The following is a 19395-nucleotide window of genomic DNA, read 5'->3' as shown; positions in this document are numbered from 1 at the left end:
TTTTGGTTTTTAGTGGTTAAATCTATTTGCTAAGGTGCAATACAGGCTCCAATATGTCGTTGGAGCGGGTAGATTTGATGTGGTAATTTATTAAATCGCTGATAATCAGTGGTTATTGTGTTAAGTTGTATTGTGTTGTCAGAATCTTAGACCTTCGATTGATTGCACGGAACATGAAAAATATTACCCATATTTCCCCATTTTAGGTCAGATCTCAATAAGAGTTCAGCGTATTTACCGTCCATTTGGAATGATTCATCTTTGTATTAATTCCGGGTAAATCTAAGATTAGTATCTTCGGGTATGGTTAAAATTATTGAATGCCCGCGGGATGCGATGCAGGGAATTTCTGTTTTTATAGATACTGCCATCAAAGCGGCTTATATCAATCAATTACTGGAAGTTGGATTTGATACGATTGACTTTGGGAGTTTTGTAAGCCCAAAGGCAGTCCCGCAGATGCGCGATACGGAGGAAGTGCTTAGCTTATTGGATTTGCATCATTCTAAGAGTAAGTTGTTAGCTATTGTGGCTAATCTTCGAGGAGCTGAGGATGCAATGCTATTTCCGGAAATTGATTTTTTGGGCTTCCCGCTTTCCGTGTCGGAGACTTTTCAGAAGCGGAATACTAATGCAAGTATTCAGGAGGCATTAATAACGGTTGAAGAAATCCAAAACCGCTGTGAGGTGGCCGGTAAAACTATGGTGGTTTACTTGAGCATGGGCTTTGGGAATCCTTATGGTGATCCTTATTCTGCTGAATTGGTTGCTGAATTTGTCCAAAAACTAAATCAATTAGGTATCAAGATCATTTCACTTTCGGATACAGTTGGTGTGGCCACTCCTGAGTTGATCACTGAGTTGTTTTCCGTGCAGGTAAATGCTTTTCCACAGATTGAGTTTGGAGCTCATTTACACAGCAGGCCAGAAAAAATTGAAGAGAAGGTCTCTGCTGCCTTGCTAGGAGGATGTCTTAGATTTGATGGTGCGCTGCAAGGATTTGGAGGTTGTCCTATGGCTGAAGATGATCTAGTAGGAAATCTGCCTACCGAATCTTTAATTGAATTTTTGGAATCAAGAGGACAGCAGCTGGAGCTGAACAAAGCTGAATTGGCAGAAGCGATGAAGCTGATCCCTTTTGTGTTTAACCCTTGACTAAAGTAGTAATTTATATTTTTTGCCGGGCAAAGATTTCACTATTCCTTCAAACTCCAGGGCTAACAGTTTTGATGAGAGCAAACCCAGAGGAATTTCGGATGCTATACTCAGGCTATCAATTTCCAATTCACTTTGCTCTTGAAGCAAAGTCAAAATAGTGACCTCATCTTTATCTCTATTGCTGAGATTCAGTTTAGGCTTTTGGGCTTTCACCTCTCCGGGTTTACTCCAGAATAATGCTTCTGCCACATCATTAGGGCCGGTGTAGATGTTTGCCTTCATTTTTTTGATGAGCAGGTTACAGCCTTCGCTATATTGGGATTGTAGATTTCCCGGTACAGCAAAAACATCTTTGTCATAGCTATAGGCTATTTCTGCGGTGATTAATGCACCTCCTTTCTCTGCCGCCTCTACCACGATCAGGGCATCCGAGAGGCTTGCGATGATTCGGTTTCTAGCAGGGAAATTTCCCGGAACCATGCTGCTATCGGGCGGATATTCACTGATGACCGCGCCAGTATCTAGGATAGCCTCGGCAGTTTTTTTATGTACTGCGGGGTAAATGCGCCCTATGGGCGAACCAAGTACTGCGATCGTAGGTAATCCTAAAGCCAATGCGGCCCGATGTGCTTCTATGTCTATCCCGTAAGCTAAGCCTGAAATTATGGTAGGCTGATAAATAGCCAGATCTTCAATGATTTTTCGGGTAGCAGTTTTTCCGTAGGAAGTGGCGCTCCGTGTACCTACTATGCCTACTGATCGCTCAAAATTCAAGTTACTTTGCCCCTGGGAAAATAGAACAATAGGACTGTCCTCCTGCTGCTTAAACCGGTTCGGAAAGCTAGGATGTGAAGGAGTGAGGATGGTAAAATCCTTCTTGAGGGAGACCGAAATCAATTCGTCAGCTTTGCGGAGCAGTTCATGTTCTTGATTTCGAAGAGCAATTAGTTTTTCGCCGACTTTGGGAGTTTTGGATACCTTTCCTTTAGGAAGTTTGAAGAAATGCTGGGCCGAACCTGAGTATGCAATAATGGCTTTGAATACTCCAGGACCGATTTTAGGAGCAAGGGCAAGTGCTAAATAGTAGCGTAAATCCTCAAGCTCCTGGTTTTGCATTAAACTGATCCCGAATACCGATTAAAAAATCCTTGATTTCTTGTAGCTTTTGAACCGCCTGTACCTTGTCAAAGCCTGCTTCCTTTCCAGATTTGATGACTTCCTGAGCCCCCTGTAAGGTATAGCCCTTCTCCTTGACCAGATGGTAGATGTACTTGATTTTTTGGATATCTACCTTGGTGTATCGACGGTTTCCTTTCCGGTCTTTTTTGGGGCGTATGATGTCAAATTCCCCTTCCCAATATCGAATGAGAGATGGAGCTACCTTGAACATCTGGGCAACTTCTCCTATGGAGTGGTATTTTTTTTCTATTTCTCGCTCTTTGTACGGCACGGTAAAAATTGGCTAAATTCTAAATTAATGAAAATGCGCTACTTTTTCACAACTATCTTCTATCGCTGGCTAAAAAACGAATTTTTCAGCGGTTTAGTGTTTGCAGCATTTGCACAGCTGAGAGTCCTGCGGTCTCCGTTCGCAATCTAGACTTACCTAAAGATATTGGTTTGAAGCCGTTTTCTATCGCTGTATTGATTTCTTTCTCATCAAAATCACCTTCTGGACCGATCAGAATGAGATAGGATGAATTTGGCTCCGCCAAATCCAACAGGTGATTATCGTGATTTTCATCCACGTAGGCGATGAATTTTTGCCCTTCGTTAAATTCTGCTGATTCCAAAATCTCACTTAATTTTCTGATCGGATTAAGCGTAGGCACTCGGTATTTTAAGCTTTGCTTGCAGGCCGCCTTGATCTTTTTCTCTAGGCGATCTGTTTTCAGATAGCTACGCTCAGAATTAGTACTTTCGAAAAGGGTAATTTCATGAACGCCGATTTCTGTGATTTTCTCCACCATCCATTCCATTCGGTCCGGACTTTTGGTAGGAGCTATGGCGAGGTGTATATGGAAACTGTCTGCGGGCACTTCATGATGCCTACGAACTTCCAAGGATGTTCTCTTGGGATTGGCATCTATAATCATGCATTCGAATAACTGCCCATTTCCATCTGTGACAAAGACCTGATCTCCGGTTTTTTTGCGCAGCACCCTGCATAAGTGTTTCGACTCATCCGGTTCCAGATCAAACGTGGGCGTATTGATGTTTTCTTGAAAAAAAAGCTGCATGTTCACTTAAACTAAAGCACAAAAAAAGCACTTTTCAGTGAAGAAAAGTGCTTTAAACCAAATAAACCTTATAACCTATTAACCTTTTGATATTTCCATGTTGACATTCTTGCCTTTGATGGTATTGTTCTTCATGCCTTTAATCACCTGATCGGCGTCTTTTGAAGGTACGTCCACAAAGGAAAAGTTGTCATATATATCTATACCGCCAATGCTACGCCCAGGTACGCCAGTTTCACCAGCAATCGCACCTACGATATCATTTGGACGGATTCTGTCTTTTTTGCCTAGGTTCAAGAAAAGTCTGGTCATATTCGCCTCGCGAACACGCTGAGGTTTTCTACCACCTTCTCTGCTGCTGAACTCTCTTCTTCTTTCTCCGCCTCTTTCGGGCCTTCCGCCTCTTTCGCCACGGCCACCTCTTTCAAAACGTCCGCCATCGCGTCCGCCTTCTCTTCTTCTGTCTCCAAAAGATTCAAGGCTGAAGTTCTGCTCTTTCATTTCTTTTACAGAATCTCCCATAACCAATTTGGCTAGTCCTACAGCCACTTGGTCAAGCGTCATTCCTTCTGCAAGCATCTGTCCTATAGTCTCTTCGAATAGCTGGTTGTCTTCTTCTTTTTCCAACTGAGTAGCCACGTCTTTTACCAATTGTGTTTTTTTCAACTCAATCAGTTCTGCCATGGAAGGAGGGGACATTTTGGTAATGGTCGCTTTGGTATAGCGCTCTAGGTCACGCATTTTGAATCCATCTCTACGACCAGTCACGAAGTTGATCGCCTTACCATCTCTACCTGCCCGGCCGGTACGACCGATTCTGTGCACGTAATATTCTTCATCAAGAGGCAGGTCATAATTGAATACAGCTTCCACGTTATCCACATCTATACCTCTTGCTGCTACGTCTGTAGCCACTAGTACGGAGCAAAGTCCTTTACGGAATTTGTTCATTACTTTATCACGCTGAGCCTGCGAAAGGTCGCCATGAAGGGCATCGGCTGCAATGCCTCTTGACATCAAACCTTCCGTAACTTCATCCACCATGCGTTTCGTGTTACAAAATACTACGCTGAGATTGATGTTGTGTACGTTCATCAAGCGAGCCATCAATTCCAGTTTCAAAGGATTTTTGACTTCATAATAAGTTTGCTCGATATTGGATACCGTCAGCTCCTTTTTGGCAATCTTAACGATTTCAGGATTAGTCTGATATTTTCTGGTCAAGTCCATGATAGGCTTGGCCATGGTGGCGGAGAAGAAAACGGTTTGTCTTTCTTCAGGCATCTCTTGCAAAATCGCTTCGATATCGTCTCTAAAGCCCATATCCAGCATTTCATCTGCTTCGTCCAATACTAGGATACCTACCGTGTCTAGTTTTAAAGTACCACGGTTGATGTGATCCTGCACACGGCCTGGAGTTCCTACCACGATCTGTACGCCTTTGCGCAGTACCCTGATCTGACGGTCGATAGACTCACCTCCGTAAATCGCCACTGAATTGATTGCGCGGTGGTATTTTGCCAATTTCTGGATTTCTCCTTCTACCTGAACAGCAAGTTCGCGGGTAGGGCAAAGGATAATAGCCTGAGGTTTGTTGAAATCCGGATCGACTAGGTCGATGATTGGAATAGAAAAAGCTGCTGTTTTACCAGTACCGGTCTGAGCCTGTCCGATGACATCTCTACCTTGCAATACGAAAGGGATAGCTTGTGATTGAATTGGGGAAGGTTGGGTATAGCCCATCTCTTCCACGGACTTAAGAATTTCCGCAGAAATTCCCAAGTCTGAGAACTTGAGTGTTTGATCCATGATGTTTCCTTAATTTCCCTGCCATTCGGTCCTAGTAAATATCCCGACAAGCGACAGTAAGGAATTCACGGCACGAAAAATTGTTCTATGTCTTATTGACGGTGCAAAAGTATGATTAATAATTTGGAATTCCAAACTGTACTTCAAAGTTATTTAGAATAATCGGTAAAATTTGAGCGATTTAGGAGAAAAATATTTCGTTTTGAGTAAAGTAGCTTAGGATTCCCAAGGATTATTTTGGGGGTTCAACTATAGCTGGATACGCTTTGCTACCCGAAAAGCAACTTTACATTATAAGATTCGGGGGATCATGCTGCGGGGTTCTTTTGCGTCACATCCCGGCCGTGAAATATTCTGTATAGCTTTATTTGAATAGTGATCCTTCTATAATTCCATTTTCGGGAATGAATACATGACCAGTATAATAATCTCCCCGTCCCCGATCACAGAAATGATTTATCCTCGCTTGCCTCTGCTATCATCTCTGCAGAAAGCTCTTTGCCCAGGTACTTATCAATGAGGCCATGCCCTACATAGAGTAGGGGAGTCAGCACTATCGCTACCGTCATCTTGTAAATGTAATTCATGATGCCTACGGCAATAATCTGACTTAGGCTCCAGTTACCAAAAACGTAAAATGCGATTCCAAGTACCACAAAAGAATCTATAAACTGACTGACCAAAGTAGAGCCAGTAGCACGAAGCCAAATCTTGTTCTCACCGGTGATCGACCTGAGTTTTTGAAACACATATACATCAATCAACTGCCCTAGAAGAAAAGCGGTCAAAGAACCTATAATAATCCCTAATCCCTGTCTGAAAATAGTGTTGAATGCATAGCTTATATCAAAATTATCTCCATCAGGTGTGGTGGCATTTACGTCCAGCCAAAAGTCCGCCGGAGTCAAAGCAGTGACCAGACTGATGACAACAAAAGCATAGGCAATAAGTCCTGCCGTTAAAAAGGAGATTTTCCGGACACCTTTTTTTCCAAAATATTCATTGATAATATCTGTAGTGATAAATACTACCGGCCAAATCACCGCTCCTGCAGTCAAATTAAAATCAAGGATGTACTCTCCGAAAAATGACCAGTTCACAGGGGTAAATCCTAAAGTTTTCTCGGCTGAGAAAATCTTTACCCCTATGATTTCTGCCAGGATGGCGTTGGTTAAAAAAATCCCTCCCAAAATGATGAAGAGGTTAGTTTTACGGGAGTTTTCTGGCTTGTTCATAGGGCATAGGTCTGGCCTTCTTCGCTTAGAATACTATTAGGGAAAACACTTTGGGCTTCATGTAGCAGGGGATCCAGCTGGGTGTATCTGGAGCTGAAATGTCCCAGAAGCAACCTTTTTACCTGAGATAATTTAGCGATTTCAGCTGCTTGTTTTGCCGTACTGTGAAAGGTGGTTTTTGCTCTTTCCAAATTGTCCTCCATAAAAGTGGATTCGTGGTAAAGCAGATCCACATTTTCCAGATAAGCTTTCAGTTCTGGATGAAAGATGGTGTCAGAGCAATAGGCATAGCTTCGCAAAGCTGGTAATGGGTGTGTAAACTCTTCTACACTATATGTTTTACCGTTTTCGTCTGTAAAATGCTTCCCATCCCGTAAGGATTTAATGGCTTCATAGGGGAGGGGAGCCTTTTGTAATTTCTCTTTGACCATACTTCTCAAGCCTACCTTTTCTCGGATCAGGAAACCCGTGGTGGGAAGCCGGTGCTTGAGCGGAAAGCTGTAAATAGCATACTTTTTTTCGTCTAAAAGGAGGTTTAGCCCATTATCCTTGGTCTCTATAAAGTGGAGCGGAAAGGGAAGCTTCGTATTGCTGTACCGGAAATTGGTAGTGATGATGTCATCTAGTCCTTTAGGCCCATAAATATGGAGCGGGGTGGTTCGTTTGCCTAAACTATAGCTGGAGAGCAAACCAATTAATCCGTAATAATGGTCTCCATGTAGGTGAGAAATAAAAATGTGGTTGATCTTCGAAACTTTAATCTTGAAAGCTCGGGCCTGAAGCTGCATGGCTTCCCCGCAGTCCAATAACAAAAAATCCTGCCCAAATCTAACGACTTGGGCAGTGTGATGTCTTCCATGAACTGGGATGGAGGAGGTGTTTCCTAATATGGTGACTTCAAAGTCCGTGATCAACCTTCCTCCTCCTCTTCTTCACCATTTTCTATAGTATGCATGAAAATAGCTTCACTGGCCTCTTCAAGGGAACTTACCAGGTTCAGCTTCTTATCAAGCATGGAGATCTTTAGCAATTTCATGACGTGATCCTGCACGTTGGAAATAATGAAAACTCCTCCATTTTTCCCAAATTCTCTATCTCCTACTAGTAATGCACTCAGTCCCGAAGAGTCCACATACTTTACTTGACTCATGTCCAAAACCAAATTTTCAAATCCTTCTGCATGTATGGTAAGCAATTCGGATTTCAATACAGGGGCTAGCAATGAGTCTAATTTGTCTTCCTGTGGGGTGAAGATGACGTACTGCTCTTTTTTATCAATAGAATATTTCATCTGTTTATAATTTGTTTTTAAATGGTCACACGGAATCTTGCCTTTGCTATAATCATTCCAGTGGGTAACTTGTTGGTGATGCCTGTCTACTGACTAGGCAGACTCGATTTCTGGTTTTAAAATGATCTTATATTAGTCTAGTTGAGCGAGGATAGCCTGTTCAATTCTAGTTTCAATTTCAGTGGTATTAGCTTTTTGGAATTTTTCTCCTGTTATCTTTTCGAATAGCTCAATATAGCGATCTGAGATGCTTTCTACAATTTCGTCAGTCATTTCAGGCACAGATTGTCCATCCTTACCTTGAAATCCATTCGATATCAGCCATTGTCTAACAAATTCTTTGGAAAGTTGTTTTTGCGGAAGTCCTTTGAGCTGATTTTCCTCATAGCCATCTGCATAGAAATAGCGTGAAGAATCGGGAGTATGGATTTCATCGATGAGTAAAATCTGATCTCCCACCTTGCCAAATTCATATTTGGTGTCTACTAGGATCAGACCCATTTTTTCAGCCATTTCCTGACCTCTTTGGTAGAGAGCTCGGGTGTATTTTTCGAGTTGAAGGTAGTCTTGCTCAGACACTATACCTTGCTTCAAAATCTCCTCACGGGATATGTCTTCATCGTGTCCTTGGTCTGCCTTGGTAGTAGGAGTGATGATTGGCTCCGGGAAAGGGTCGTTTTCACGCAGATTTTCTGGCATGGGTACTCCGCAGATGGAGCGTTTGCCTGCCTTGTACTCTCTAGCTGCATGCCCAGACATATAGCCTCGGATGACCATTTCCACTTTGAAAGGTTCGCATTTAGTACCTATGGTCACATTGGGGTCTGGGGTGGATGTCACCCAGTTTGGGACGATGTCTGAGGTAGCTTCCAGGAATTTCGCAGCGATCTGGTTCAATACCTGGCCTTTGTATGGAATAGGTCTTGGGAGCACTACATCAAAAGCCGAGATTCTGTCTGAAGCTACCACTACCAGCTCTTTTTCAAAAATATACACGTCACGGACCTTGCCTTTATAAAAGCCCTGCTGTCCCGGGAATTGAAAATGGGTTTCTTTAATCGCGTTACTCATCCTTTTTTCGTTTTGGCAAAAATAGAAAAAGGTTTTCCTTTCTTGCCTTCACATTTCAATTATTACTGCTTTTTAAAATTTTTTTCAAAAGATTCTGTCCGTATGAGATTTCCTTCTTCATCATAAAATTCCTGCTTGCCAGTAAGTTCGCCATTGGTATATCGTCTGACTTCTTCCAAGCTTCCATCTTCCCGATATACCCTTACTTCCCCTTCAATTTCCCCCTTGCTATAGTTTATCTCGTAATTAATCTGACCGTTTTCGAAATAGGCAATCTTGCTGGAAGGGTATCCCTGCGGGGTGAAATTTTGTTTGGACTTTAACTTACCAGATTGGTAATATTCCATATATGGTGCTACAGCAACTCCTTTTTTATACTGTCCTTTTTCTCGGATTTCTCCAGACTCATAGTAAACTAAGAGCTCGCCTTCGGCAAGTCCTTTCTTGAATTCACCTCTTCTATGTGGTTTGCCACTCGGGTAATTCAGGGTATAAACCCCGTGCAGTTCCCCATTTCTAAATTCTCTGACTCCCTCGATTTCCCCGTTTTCAAAATAGACTGTCTCTCTTCCTTCCAATTGCCCATTTACATAATTGCTGATGACTTCTGGATTGCCATTGGGATAAAACTCCTGATAGGGGCCATCTAATGTACCTTCACTGTAATAGATTTTTGAAGCGGGGTCGCCAGTTTCATAGAATTTCTCACTCAGTCCATCAGGCTTATTGTTCTTAAAAGTAGTTCGGTCTTCGATCTGGCCATTTTCATAATAGGTACTCACCAAGCCTTGGATTAAATTATCCTCATAGGTTAATTCCTGCCGGATTTTCCCACTGGAATAAAAGCTTACTCCAAGTCCGGAGCGCTTATTATTTAGAAATGGAGTAATTCTTAAGGTATCTCCTGTGTTTGGAGCTAATTCATAAAAATCGCCGTGCTTTTGATCGTCTTTCAAGTGTCCTATCTGTACCAGATTTCCTACTTCATCGAAGCGCTTGATCGGACCATTTGCCTGGCCATTTACCATTACATAAACTTCCTTCAGCATGGTTTCCTCCAGATCGTAATAGGTCCTGATGGTGTCTTGTGCCATCGCATAATTGGCTGTCAATCCACAAATAAGAAGAAGGAATTTTTTCATGGGAAAAAAGAAACCGCAAAGCACGATGCTTTACGGTAGCTTATTAATTTCAATTACATTTTTTCCAGTACTATCGCCGATGCTCCGCCTCCTCCATTGCAAATCCCGGCAACTCCTATTTTGCCGCTTTTCTGATGGAGCACAGAGTTCAATGTGCTGATGATTCTTGCCCCTGATGCTCCGAGTGGATGGCCTAGTGATACTGCTCCTCCAAAGACATTTACTTTGTCATTGTCCAGGTTTAATTCTCTTTGGTTAGCCAGGGCAACTGCTGAAAAAGCTTCGTTGATTTCATAGAAATCCACGTCTTCAGATTTCAAGCCTGCATGTTGGATCGCCTTTGGTATGGCCAGGGCAGGAGCAGTGGTAAACCAAAGTGGATCGGTGGCCGCGTCTGCAAATCCTCTGATCTTGGCCAAAGGCTTTAGACCCAGCTCTTCTGCTTTTTCTTTACTTACCAATACCAAGGCAGATGCACCGTCATTCATGGTGGATGCATTGGCAGCGGTGACTGTGCCTTCTTTGCCGAAAACCGGTCTTAGCGAAGGGATTTTGTCAAACATGACATTCTTATATTCCTCGTCTTCATCGATGAGAATAGTTTCACCTTTTCGGCCTTTCATCTCCACGGGTACTACCTCGTCTTTGAAATAGCCCTTAGCCCAGGAATCCGCCGATCTTTGGTAGGATTGGATTGCATAAGCGTCTTGATCTTCGCGGGAAATCTTCATCTCCTTGGCCGTATTATCCGCGCAATTTCCCATGGGGAATTTGTAATAGACTTCGAAAAGCCCATCTTTCACTAATCCATCTACGAATTCCGCGTTTCCATATTTATAGCCAAATCTTGCCTTAGGAACATAAAAAGGGACATTGGACATGCTTTCCATGCCTCCTGCTACGACTACATCATTGACGCCCAGCATGATGGATTGTGCACCAAACATTACAGCTTTCATGCCTGAAGCGCAAACTTTGTTGACTGTGGTGCAAGGAACCTGATAGCCTATACCTGCGCCAATTGCAGCTTGCCTGGCGGGAGCCTGACCGAGATTGGCAGAAATCACATTCCCCATAAAAACTTCTTGAACCGCTTCGGCTTTCACTCCGCTTTTTTCCAGCGCTCCTTTTATGGCTGTGCTGCCTAGTTCTACAGCTGTCAATCCGGCCAGTTTTCCTCCAAAACTCCCCAGAGGAGTCCTCACGGCGGAAACTATATATACTTCTTTAATCATGGATATTTGGGTTTAAATTAAGATGCTAGATTTAAGACGCTAGACATTGGATTTTAGAACCAAGAACCAAGAAGTTAGAATCAAGAGTCTTGGAATTAGAGTAATGAATTTAAAATCTTGTAAATCACAAAGTGACAAAGAATTTTAATGACCACTAGATATCAAATTTTGCAGATTCTAAAGTCTACAATCTTAAGTCTAGCTTCTAGATTTTACCAATCAGGAAGCCCTCGTTTGGGACGTTCTGTTGGCTTTTTCTTGTTTTGCTGGATATAGCGAAGTTCGGCGGCATTCATGCTTTCGAGTATCTGGGCGGCCTGCTCCGGAGTGAGATTCATGGCTTTCAGTTTTTCTTTGAACTCCTCCATTGCCTTTTGTCTATCAGCTAGATCGGCATCCATTTGGTCGTTGGCATTTTCGCCAGGTTTATCTTCGTTTTGCTCCGAAGGGTCACCTTCCTGGGATTCCTCGGCTTTATCCTCATTGGTTTTGTCGCCGTCTTCCTTAGATTCCTGCTGTTCTCCTTCTTCGCCCTGACTTTGCTGGTCTTCTTGTTGCTCCTTCTGTTCTTGGTTTTGCTGCTCTTGATTTTGCTTCTGCTCTTGCTCCTGTTTTTCCTGTTCCTGCTCTTGTTCCAGTTTTTCTTTCAAAGCCTGAAGTTTGGCATCGGAAGGATATTTAGAAAGCCCATCATTTACCGTGGCCAAAGCCTGTTCTTTTTCAGTTTTGACATAGGATCGGGCGGCTCGATTAAAGTACTCGCCTGAAGTCTGGGCTATAGTTTCATTCAAGCAAAGTGCACATACAAAACCCAGTAATGCTAGAAATTTATTTTTCATCGATTTCGGTGATTTCTTGAAGACTGGTCATAAACTGTTGGTATGCAGCAACGGTCTCATCTTGCTGCAAAGCTTCATTCATTAGGTTAAACGCATCCCGGAAGCGGAATTGTTCCACCATTCGGTCTGCTTCTGCTTTTTTGCGCTTCGCAAAGTCAGATGGCTCCGGTTTGTCCTCATCTTGATTTTTGCGTTCCTCATCTCTTTGCAACCATCTAGCCAGCATTTCATAATTGTATCTGGCTACTTCGTTATTGGGATCTTTGATGAGAGCGGATTTGAATTTGCTCAGTGCGGCTTCGTATTCCTCCTTATTTCCCAATATTACCCCACTTTGATTAAATGCAAAAGAGGCCAGGGTTTTGTCCGGAGATGTGGTGACCTGATCGTAATAAGCACTAGCCTCGTCTGGTTTTTCTGCATATTGATTGCTCAGACCCAGGTTATAATCCAAAGCTGAGGAGGAATACTGGAATTGATCGATGAGCGCTTGGTGATTGGTGATGGATTGCTCATACTCCGCTTTACTGTAACTTTCACTTGCTAGATCTATTGCGTCGTTTAGTCTCGATACCCTGGTCCATGAGGCAGGGATCAAAAGAAAAATCGCCAATGTAAATTTAGTCCAGCTCATTTATAATTTGATGGTTTTAATTGGTAACATCATGTCCAGCAAGGATAAGACCAGCCCTGCCAGCAAGAAATAAAAGTACTTATTAGCAGAAGCTTCTACAACTCTGGATCCTGTGACTCCACCTTCCACTCGTTCTAGTGCTCCGATGAGGTCGCCTATCTCCTGTACTTGATCTGAAATCTCAAAATATTGGCCATTGGTCTCAGCGGCGATTTGCCGCAGTGGGTCCGGGTCCAATACGGTCTGTGCAGGCTGTCCGGTCTGCGGGTCTATCACCAGTCCATTTCCTCTAGGAATGCTGCTGCCGCCTTCAGTTCCTATGCCAAGACTAAACACTTTCACTCCGAGTTCGCTCAATTGAGCGGCAATATCTTCCAGGTCATCTCCGAAATTCTCTCCATCGGAGATCAAAATAATGGATTTAGACTTGATTTCCTGTCCTTCATCATTTTGAAATCTTTCCAAAGCCATGCGGAGCGGACCGTTGAGGTCGGTACCATAATTGGGCACCAAACCGGTGTTCAGCCCATCGATGTAAAGTTGTAGGACACTTTGATCAAATGTCAGGGGGCATTGCATAAAGGCTTCCGAACTGAAAATAATCAAACCGATCCGGTCGGATGGAAAACTCTTTGTCAGGTTTTTCAATTCAAACTTGATTCGCTGGAGTCTGGACGGGCCTATGTCGGTGGCATTCATAGACTGCGATAGATCCACGGCGATAAAAATGTCTTTTCCCTCCTCCTTGATTTCCTTCAGGGATGTGCCTATTGAAGGCCCAGCAAAGGCCACTAGAAATAGTGCGAAATAAGTAGTCCTGATCACTATTTTAGTGAAAAGCCTTCGCTTCTGTACGTCCAGCTTACGATTGATTTTCCAATACCTGAACAGGTAAATAAAATACAGAAGACCGAAAATGCCGGCCAGCAGGAGTGTGAGTTTTACGTCCGGATATGCCCAAATCATGGCCTGAAATTATAAAATAAAGCTTACTTTGAAAGCCCTATTCGTATAAGTGTTGATCTATATCTTCAATGTTTTTTAATAATTAACAAACATTAATTTTTTGAAATCGTCTAGCTTTGGAGATTCAATTCAAATATTTAGCGAATGTGGCCAATCGGCAAAGTAGGGCTTTTCATTTTCCTACTGGTTTTCTTCAGTAATTCCCAACTACTTTTAGCACAAGTGCCTACCCTTAAAGGTCAGGTAATAGATGTAAGCAATTCAGAGGCGCTTCCCGGAGCCAATGTTTATTGGGAGGGCGATATCAGCTCAGGGGTGGTCGCAGATCTGGAAGGTAACTTTGAAATCAAGGTTCAGAATCTGCCGGCTAGACTAGTGGTTTCATTCATTGGTTTTGAGACTTCCATTCGGGAATTGGGTGCCAAGGACGTTCAGAAACTCCAGCGATTTTATTTAAAAGCGGAAGAAATGTCTCTGGATGAAATCATCATTCAGGAGCGTAGGCCAGATGAGCAGGTGAGGAATTTGGAAACTGGCAAAGCCACCATTCCCATAGCTACGATCAAGAATATTCCGGCATTATTTGGGGAGGTAGACCTATTGAGAAGTTTGCAGCTGCTACCAGGAGTGCAAACAGCGGGGGAAGGAACCACAGGATTATTTGTGCGGGGAGGGTCTGCAGATCAGAATTTGGTGCAGCTCGATGGGGCGCCTATTTATAATCCATCTCATTTCTTCGGTTTTTTCTCTGTTTTTAATCCTGATGCCTTAGACCAAGTGGAGCTTTACAAAGGCAATATGCCGGCCTCCTATGGTGGAAGGATATCGTCACTCATTGATGTGACTTTGCGGGAAGGCAATACCGAACAGATTCATGGAGAAGGTGGAATAGGGAGTATTTCTTCCAGAATAACCCTAGACGGGCCCTTATTTTCAGATCAATCTACTTTCGTGGTTTCTGGAAGAAGAACTTATGCAGATGTATTTCTGAAACTTTCAAATGATGATGATTTGAACAACAACAAGCTGAATTTCCATGACCTCAGCGGAAAATTCACCTTCAGACTTGGGGATAGAGATAAACTGACTTTTTCCAGTTATCAGGGCAGAGATTTCCTGGGACTTGATGACGAGTTTGGGTTAGGTTGGACCAATTGGGTTTCTTCTGCCCAGTGGAATAGAAATATTTCCGAAAATCTGTTTTTTGACATGCAGGGCTATCACTCCAGGTATAAATACAATGTGGAATTTGAAGATCCGGAAAATGGTTTTGAGTGGACAAACAGACTTTCGGAAACGGGTGTAAAAGCAGAATGGACTTTGCTGAACAGTGAGGAATTACAAACCTACTGGGGAGTTCACAGTCAGCTTTATCATTTTTCACCTATAGAAATAAACCCAGCGGCCCAAAGCAATATTGAACCAGTGAACACCAATGCTAAAAATGGCTTTCTCAATAGTTTGTTTGCCGGAGGCACATACACCATCAGCCCGCGCTTGAGTGCAGAGGGTGGACTTCGCTGGAGTTTTTTCAACCTAATAGGCGAAGGAGTGGATTATGAATATGCAGATGGCGAGGTGGGGCCGGATGTGCCGGTGACAGATACCTTGAAGTATGAAAGATTTCAAAACATGAAATTTTATCAAGGTTTGGAGCCCAGGATCGCGCTCCGCTACTTGATCAATGAGGAGTTTTCAGTCAAAGCCGCCTACAATAGAAACTATCAATATGTGCAGATTGCTTCCAATAGCTCAGCGGGATTGCCGATAGACCGATGGATTCTATCCGGAAGATATGTCTCTCCAGTAAAATCAGACCAGTATTCCCTGGGCTTATTTCATAATTTTGACAATAACCGCTGGGAACTCTCAGTGGAAGGGTACTATAAATCTTTAGATAATGTAATCGATCTAAGGAATGGTGCTCAGGTGCTTTTTACAGATCAAGTAGAGACGGAGTTGCTCACCGGTGTAGGCTCTTCGTATGGAGCTGAGTTTCTGCTTCGCAAAAATATCGGTAAAACCACAGGTTGGCTGGCCTATACCTATTCGAGAGCATGGAGGCAGATTGATGGGATCTCCCAAAATCAACGTTATAATCCCAGATTTGACCGACCCCACGATGTCACGCTGGTGCTGAACCATGAGTTTTCTCCATCCTGGTCGGCTGGGTTAACTTTCATTTATACCACTGGGCAAGCCGTCTCATTTCCTGTTGGGGTTTATGAGTTGGATTATCAATCTGTGCCATTATATCCGGAATTTAGAAATATGGATAGATTCCCGGATTATCATCGTATGGATTTGTCAGTAACCTGGAAGAATGCAGATAAAGGTAGAAAATGGCGTGGAAGCTGGAACTTTAGCATATATAATCTGTATGGCAGGAAAAATCCCTTTGCCTATGAATTCAGGGAAATTTATAACGATGACTTCCAGTACAGCAGTAGTGAAGATGGGCCTATCACCTCTACAAGACAAGGGATAGTGATGACCTATCTCTTTACTTACCTGCCTTCCATCACGTATAATTTCGAATTTTGAGATGAAACCGAGCATGCTGCATACGACACACACTGGGATGAATATCAATCAAGCCGGATTCACCCGATCCACCGAGGAGAAAGGAGCCGGCTATCCGACCGTTTATAAACAAAATTTAAACCCATGATATTAGGGGTAATGACAGCCATGCAGCTAAGAAATGACCTGAAGCCAAGGGAATTCTCAACTTTCTATGAATAAGCTGATTAAGATGAATAGATTTTGGATTGTTATTTTCTGCATCACTTTATTCTCCTGTCAGGAGGAGGTGAACTTGCCTTTGGCTACTATAGATGGGGAAATTCCTGTCATAGAGGCTACCTGGACTAATGAGTCTTATTACAATGAGGTCAAAATTAGCTTAGCTAAAAATTACTATGATACCACGGGCACTCAAGTCATCAATGATGCTCAGGTTTTCATCACTGTTCCGGGGAAGCAAAGGCGGGTCCGCTTTGTCTATAGCCCCAAGTCTGAAAGCTATGTGCCGGTTTACCCCAACGAAGTGGCTCAGGTAGGTGAAAACTATCAACTGAATGTACTGTGGGAGGGATTGCGTTTTGAATCAAGTGGCAGACTTTTGGAGCCGCCTACAGTGGATAGCGTGACCTATGAATACCAGGAAGACCGGATTTTTCGGGACGAAGGATACTATATAAAAGTGTATGGGAAAATTCCTTTTACCGAAGATAATTTCTATCGGATTCGGGTTATAGAAAACGACACCTTAAAAAACGATAGGGACGATTACTTGCTGTTCGACGATACCTTTGGGTTGACATTTTTTGAAGAAGGGCTTGAGTTGAATTATGATTTTGAAGCAGGGGATAAGGTCAGGTTGGAGTTGTTTAGGATGAATGAAAGCGCTTTTACCTACATTAATCAACTCGCTAATCTGCTTTTTAATGACGGAGGTTTGTTTTCTCCTCCACCTCAAAACCCTGACACCAACATCGAGGTGGTGGAAGGTGATTCCAAAGTTTTAGGATATTTTAATGTTTCTTCAGTTTTGTATGAAACTGTCAGAATCGAGCCTGAGGAGTGATTTGAGCTGATTTTACAGAAATCACCGGGCTTAATTTATTGGATTTGCGTAGATTAACGAAAAATTCGTAGGATTATTAAATATTCGTTATTACCTTAGGGGTATGGAAGAATTGAATAAAAACGAAGAAAGGATCATGCGGATTTTTTGGCGTCTGGAAAAGGCCCTAGTTCGCGAGGTTTTGGATCAACTCCCAGAACCCAAGCCACCTTACACGACCTTGGCCTCCTCCATCAAGCTATTGGAGAAAAAAGGCTATTTGGATCACAAAGCTTACGGTACCACACACCAGTATTTTCCATTGATCTCGCAGGCTGACTACAGCAAAAGAAGTGTGAATCATTTGGTTAAAAATTACTTCGAAGGTTCGGTGGGGAATTTCCTGTCCTTTATGGTGAAGGAAAACAAGATTTCGGATAAGGAAATCGAAGATCTACAGAAGTTGATTGATGATATGGACAAACCCAGGGAATGATGGACAAATTAATAATCTACTTGATAGAGTCCAGCATTTGTGTTGGCATATCTGTGGCATTTTATAAGTTGGTCTTGAGCGATTTGACTTTTTTTGCACTCAATCGGGCCATACTTCTCCTATTGTTGCTGATGTCATTTTTGTTTCCCGCGATGTCTGTAAACTTAGGAGTCGCCAATCTGGGAATTCAAGAATTCACCATGCCGGAGTTCTTGGTAGGGCAGGGGGCAGCAGCTGAGCGTACCTTTACCTGGCAAAGCATTGTATTGATGATCTATGTGGCAGGGGTGTTGGTCATGACAGCTCATTTGATCTTGGGTTTTTTCACCTCTCAGCGCTTACTGGGCAAATCCAAATTGATGCTGTTTCAGAATCATTGGATAGCAGTGCATCCGAAATTTATTCCAGCCTCTTTTTTCCAATATATCCTGTTGCCGGACTTTGATCCGGGTAGGGAGGAGCAGCGACAGATCATTTTGCATGAGTCTGTGCATGTGCGTCTCAAACACAGCTGGGATCTACTTTTGATCCAGTTTGCTAAAGTGATCTTTTGGTTCAATCCCTTGATCTATCAGTTTGAAAAATCCCTACGGGAAGTTCATGAGTTTCAGGCTGACCAGGGCGTCACTAGTAGGTATTCCAAGAAAGAATATTCTGGCCTTTTGCTACAGATGATTACTAAGGGTCAAGGCTGGCACTTCATGAACAACTTTAACCAATTTCAAACCAAAAAAAGAATTATTATGATGAGCAAACCCGAATCCCGAAGTGCGGAAAAGCGCAGATTTCTGTTGGCTATTCCCTTGATGGCTGCCTTGTTTTTCGTCTTTTCCTGCGAAATGACTCCAGAGGAAGAGATCGATGGACCAGCGCAAGTGGCTGAAAAAACCAATGGCATAGGGCCTAGCAATATAGCTGCTAGAGTCGCCGATGTAGGCAAAGACGGCAAGGAGGTATTTGATATTACCGAAGTACAACCTTTACCTCCGGGAGGAATGGAAGGATGGAATAACTACTTAGCCTCCAACTTAAAATACCCAGAGCAAGCCAAAAAAATGGGCGTTGAGGGTACAGTGGTAGCAGTTTTTATGGTGAATTCTGATGGTTCTATTTCCGATGTGGATATCCTACGTGGAATAGGAGCAGGAGCAGATGAAGAAGCCATGAGGGTGATCCGGGAGTCTCAGGATTGGTCACCTGCCACACAGAGAGGTAAAGCTGTAAATAGCCGTATTAGAGTTCCTATTCGATTCAAACTGGATTGAAAATACATTAACCTAAACCAAAAAATAACTATTAAAATGAAAAACTTAGCACTTAAATCCCTACCGGCTTTCCTGCTAGTCCTGGCCTTTTTTACCAGCCTTTCCATGCAGGGAGCTTATGCACAGACAGAAGCCTTTGAAAAAGTGGATAAAATGCCGGAACCTAAGGATGGTATGGATGGACTCGTAAGCTACATAGGCGATAATCTTATTTACCCTGAAGATGCCAGGAAAAAAGGTGTAGAAGGTGTGGTTGTGGTCAGTTTCGTAGTGCAGAAAGAGGGGGATATCACTGATGTGAAGATTCTACGAGGAATAGGCACTGGCTGTGATGAAGAAGCCATGCGAGTGGTACAGGGTATGCCAAATTGGATACCCGGAGAAAAGGACGGCTCAAAGGTCAATACCAAGATGAGTTTACCTATCAAATTTAAACTTTAAAGCGT

19 protein-coding genes are annotated in these 19395 nt (G+C 42.9%); 6 read left to right on the top strand and 13 right to left on the bottom strand.

What is annotated here, in order from left to right:
- Window positions 1–303 precede the first annotated feature (303 nt).
- A complete protein-coding gene (locus PBT90_RS09805; protein ID WP_270133003.1) occupies window positions 304–1155 on the top strand; it encodes a hydroxymethylglutaryl-CoA lyase in 852 nt (283 codons plus the stop codon).
- Here the strand turns inward: PBT90_RS09805 and dprA are convergent, their stop codons facing one another.
- The 13 genes from dprA to PBT90_RS09740 form a co-directional block, all read right to left on the bottom strand.
- The gene (gene dprA, locus PBT90_RS09800) at window positions 1156–2274 is read right to left on the bottom strand and encodes a DNA-processing protein DprA (protein ID WP_270133000.1); all 1119 of its coding nucleotides are present in this window, start codon (window positions 2272–2274) and stop codon (window positions 1156–1158) included. It abuts the gene before it with no gap.
- Window positions 2255–2608, bottom strand: coding sequence for a MerR family transcriptional regulator (locus PBT90_RS09795; protein WP_264810253.1), 354 nt, complete (start codon window positions 2606–2608; stop codon window positions 2255–2257). Before PBT90_RS09795 ends, dprA begins: the two co-directional genes overlap by 20 nt.
- Before the next feature lie 85 nt (window positions 2609–2693).
- Window positions 2694–3398 carry a 16S rRNA (uracil(1498)-N(3))-methyltransferase gene (locus PBT90_RS09790; protein ID WP_270132997.1) on the bottom strand — a complete coding sequence of 235 codons (705 nt, stop codon included), beginning with the start codon at window positions 3396–3398 and terminating at the stop codon, window positions 2694–2696.
- A gap of 78 nt (window positions 3399–3476) precedes the next feature.
- Window positions 3477–5207 carry a DEAD/DEAH box helicase gene (locus tag PBT90_RS09785; RefSeq protein WP_264810250.1) on the bottom strand — a complete coding sequence of 577 codons (1731 nt, stop codon included), beginning with the start codon at window positions 5205–5207 and terminating at the stop codon, window positions 3477–3479.
- 443 nt (window positions 5208–5650) lie between these two features.
- Window positions 5651–6442: a queuosine precursor transporter gene (locus PBT90_RS09780; protein WP_264810249.1), complete on the bottom strand. Its 792-nt coding sequence runs from the start codon at window positions 6440–6442 to the stop codon at window positions 5651–5653.
- On the bottom strand, window positions 6439–7356 hold the full coding sequence (locus PBT90_RS09775) for a ribonuclease Z (protein ID WP_270132993.1): 918 nt from the start codon (window positions 7354–7356) through the stop codon (window positions 6439–6441). The genes PBT90_RS09780 and PBT90_RS09775 overlap by 4 nt, the downstream gene beginning before the upstream one ends.
- The gene (locus PBT90_RS09770) at window positions 7353–7733 is read right to left on the bottom strand and encodes an STAS domain-containing protein (RefSeq protein WP_264810246.1); all 381 of its coding nucleotides are present in this window, start codon (window positions 7731–7733) and stop codon (window positions 7353–7355) included. Before PBT90_RS09770 ends, PBT90_RS09775 begins: the two co-directional genes overlap by 4 nt.
- A 132-nt stretch (window positions 7734–7865) precedes the next feature.
- Window positions 7866–8804, bottom strand: coding sequence for a phosphoribosylaminoimidazolesuccinocarboxamide synthase (locus PBT90_RS09765; protein WP_264810245.1), 939 nt, complete (start codon window positions 8802–8804; stop codon window positions 7866–7868).
- 62 nt (window positions 8805–8866) lie between these two features.
- Complete coding sequence (locus PBT90_RS09760; RefSeq protein WP_264810243.1) at window positions 8867–9946, bottom strand: toxin-antitoxin system YwqK family antitoxin; 1080 nt, start codon at window positions 9944–9946, stop codon at window positions 8867–8869.
- A 53-nt stretch (window positions 9947–9999) separates the two neighbouring features.
- Window positions 10000–11178 carry an acetyl-CoA C-acyltransferase gene (locus PBT90_RS09755; protein ID WP_264811431.1) on the bottom strand — a complete coding sequence of 393 codons (1179 nt, stop codon included), beginning with the start codon at window positions 11176–11178 and terminating at the stop codon, window positions 10000–10002.
- A 215-nt stretch (window positions 11179–11393) separates the two neighbouring features.
- Entirely contained in the window at window positions 11394–12020 is a 627-nt protein-coding gene (locus PBT90_RS09750; RefSeq protein ID WP_264810242.1) for a hypothetical protein, read from the bottom strand.
- On the bottom strand, window positions 12010–12654 hold the full coding sequence (locus PBT90_RS09745; protein ID WP_264810241.1) for a hypothetical protein: 645 nt from the start codon (window positions 12652–12654) through the stop codon (window positions 12010–12012). The genes PBT90_RS09750 and PBT90_RS09745 overlap by 11 nt, the downstream gene beginning before the upstream one ends.
- Complete coding sequence (locus tag PBT90_RS09740; protein WP_264810239.1) at window positions 12655–13620, bottom strand: VWA domain-containing protein; 966 nt, start codon at window positions 13618–13620, stop codon at window positions 12655–12657.
- Window positions 13621–13764: 144 nt separating this feature from the next.
- Between PBT90_RS09740 and PBT90_RS09735 the strand changes: the two genes are divergently transcribed.
- The 5 genes from PBT90_RS09735 to PBT90_RS09715 all read left to right on the top strand — a co-directional run bounded on the left by PBT90_RS09735 (window position 13765) and on the right by PBT90_RS09715 (window position 19390).
- Complete coding sequence (locus tag PBT90_RS09735) at window positions 13765–16164, top strand: TonB-dependent receptor (protein WP_264810238.1); 2400 nt, start codon at window positions 13765–13767, stop codon at window positions 16162–16164.
- Window positions 16165–16375: 211 nt separating this feature from the next.
- Window positions 16376–17209: a DUF4249 domain-containing protein gene (locus PBT90_RS09730; protein ID WP_264810237.1), complete on the top strand. Its 834-nt coding sequence runs from the start codon at window positions 16376–16378 to the stop codon at window positions 17207–17209.
- A gap of 103 nt (window positions 17210–17312) precedes the next feature.
- Window positions 17313–17684 (top strand): BlaI/MecI/CopY family transcriptional regulator, encoded by a 372-nt coding sequence (locus PBT90_RS09725; protein WP_264810236.1) that lies wholly within the window; start codon window positions 17313–17315, stop codon window positions 17682–17684.
- Window positions 17684–18949, top strand: coding sequence for a M56 family metallopeptidase (locus tag PBT90_RS09720; protein ID WP_264810235.1), 1266 nt, complete (start codon window positions 17684–17686; stop codon window positions 18947–18949). Before PBT90_RS09725 ends, PBT90_RS09720 begins: the two co-directional genes overlap by 1 nt.
- Before the next feature lie 36 nt (window positions 18950–18985).
- On the top strand, window positions 18986–19390 hold the full coding sequence (locus PBT90_RS09715; RefSeq protein ID WP_264810234.1) for an energy transducer TonB: 405 nt from the start codon (window positions 18986–18988) through the stop codon (window positions 19388–19390).
- The last annotated feature ends 5 nt before the right edge of the window (window positions 19391–19395 follow it).

This window comes from Algoriphagus sp. TR-M9 (genome assembly GCF_027594545.1).
In the GTDB taxonomy this organism is placed as follows: domain Bacteria; phylum Bacteroidota; class Bacteroidia; order Cytophagales; family Cyclobacteriaceae; genus Algoriphagus; species Algoriphagus halophytocola.
Note: the sequence above shows the minus strand (reverse complement) of the source record. Positions and strands in the feature narration are given on the sequence as shown.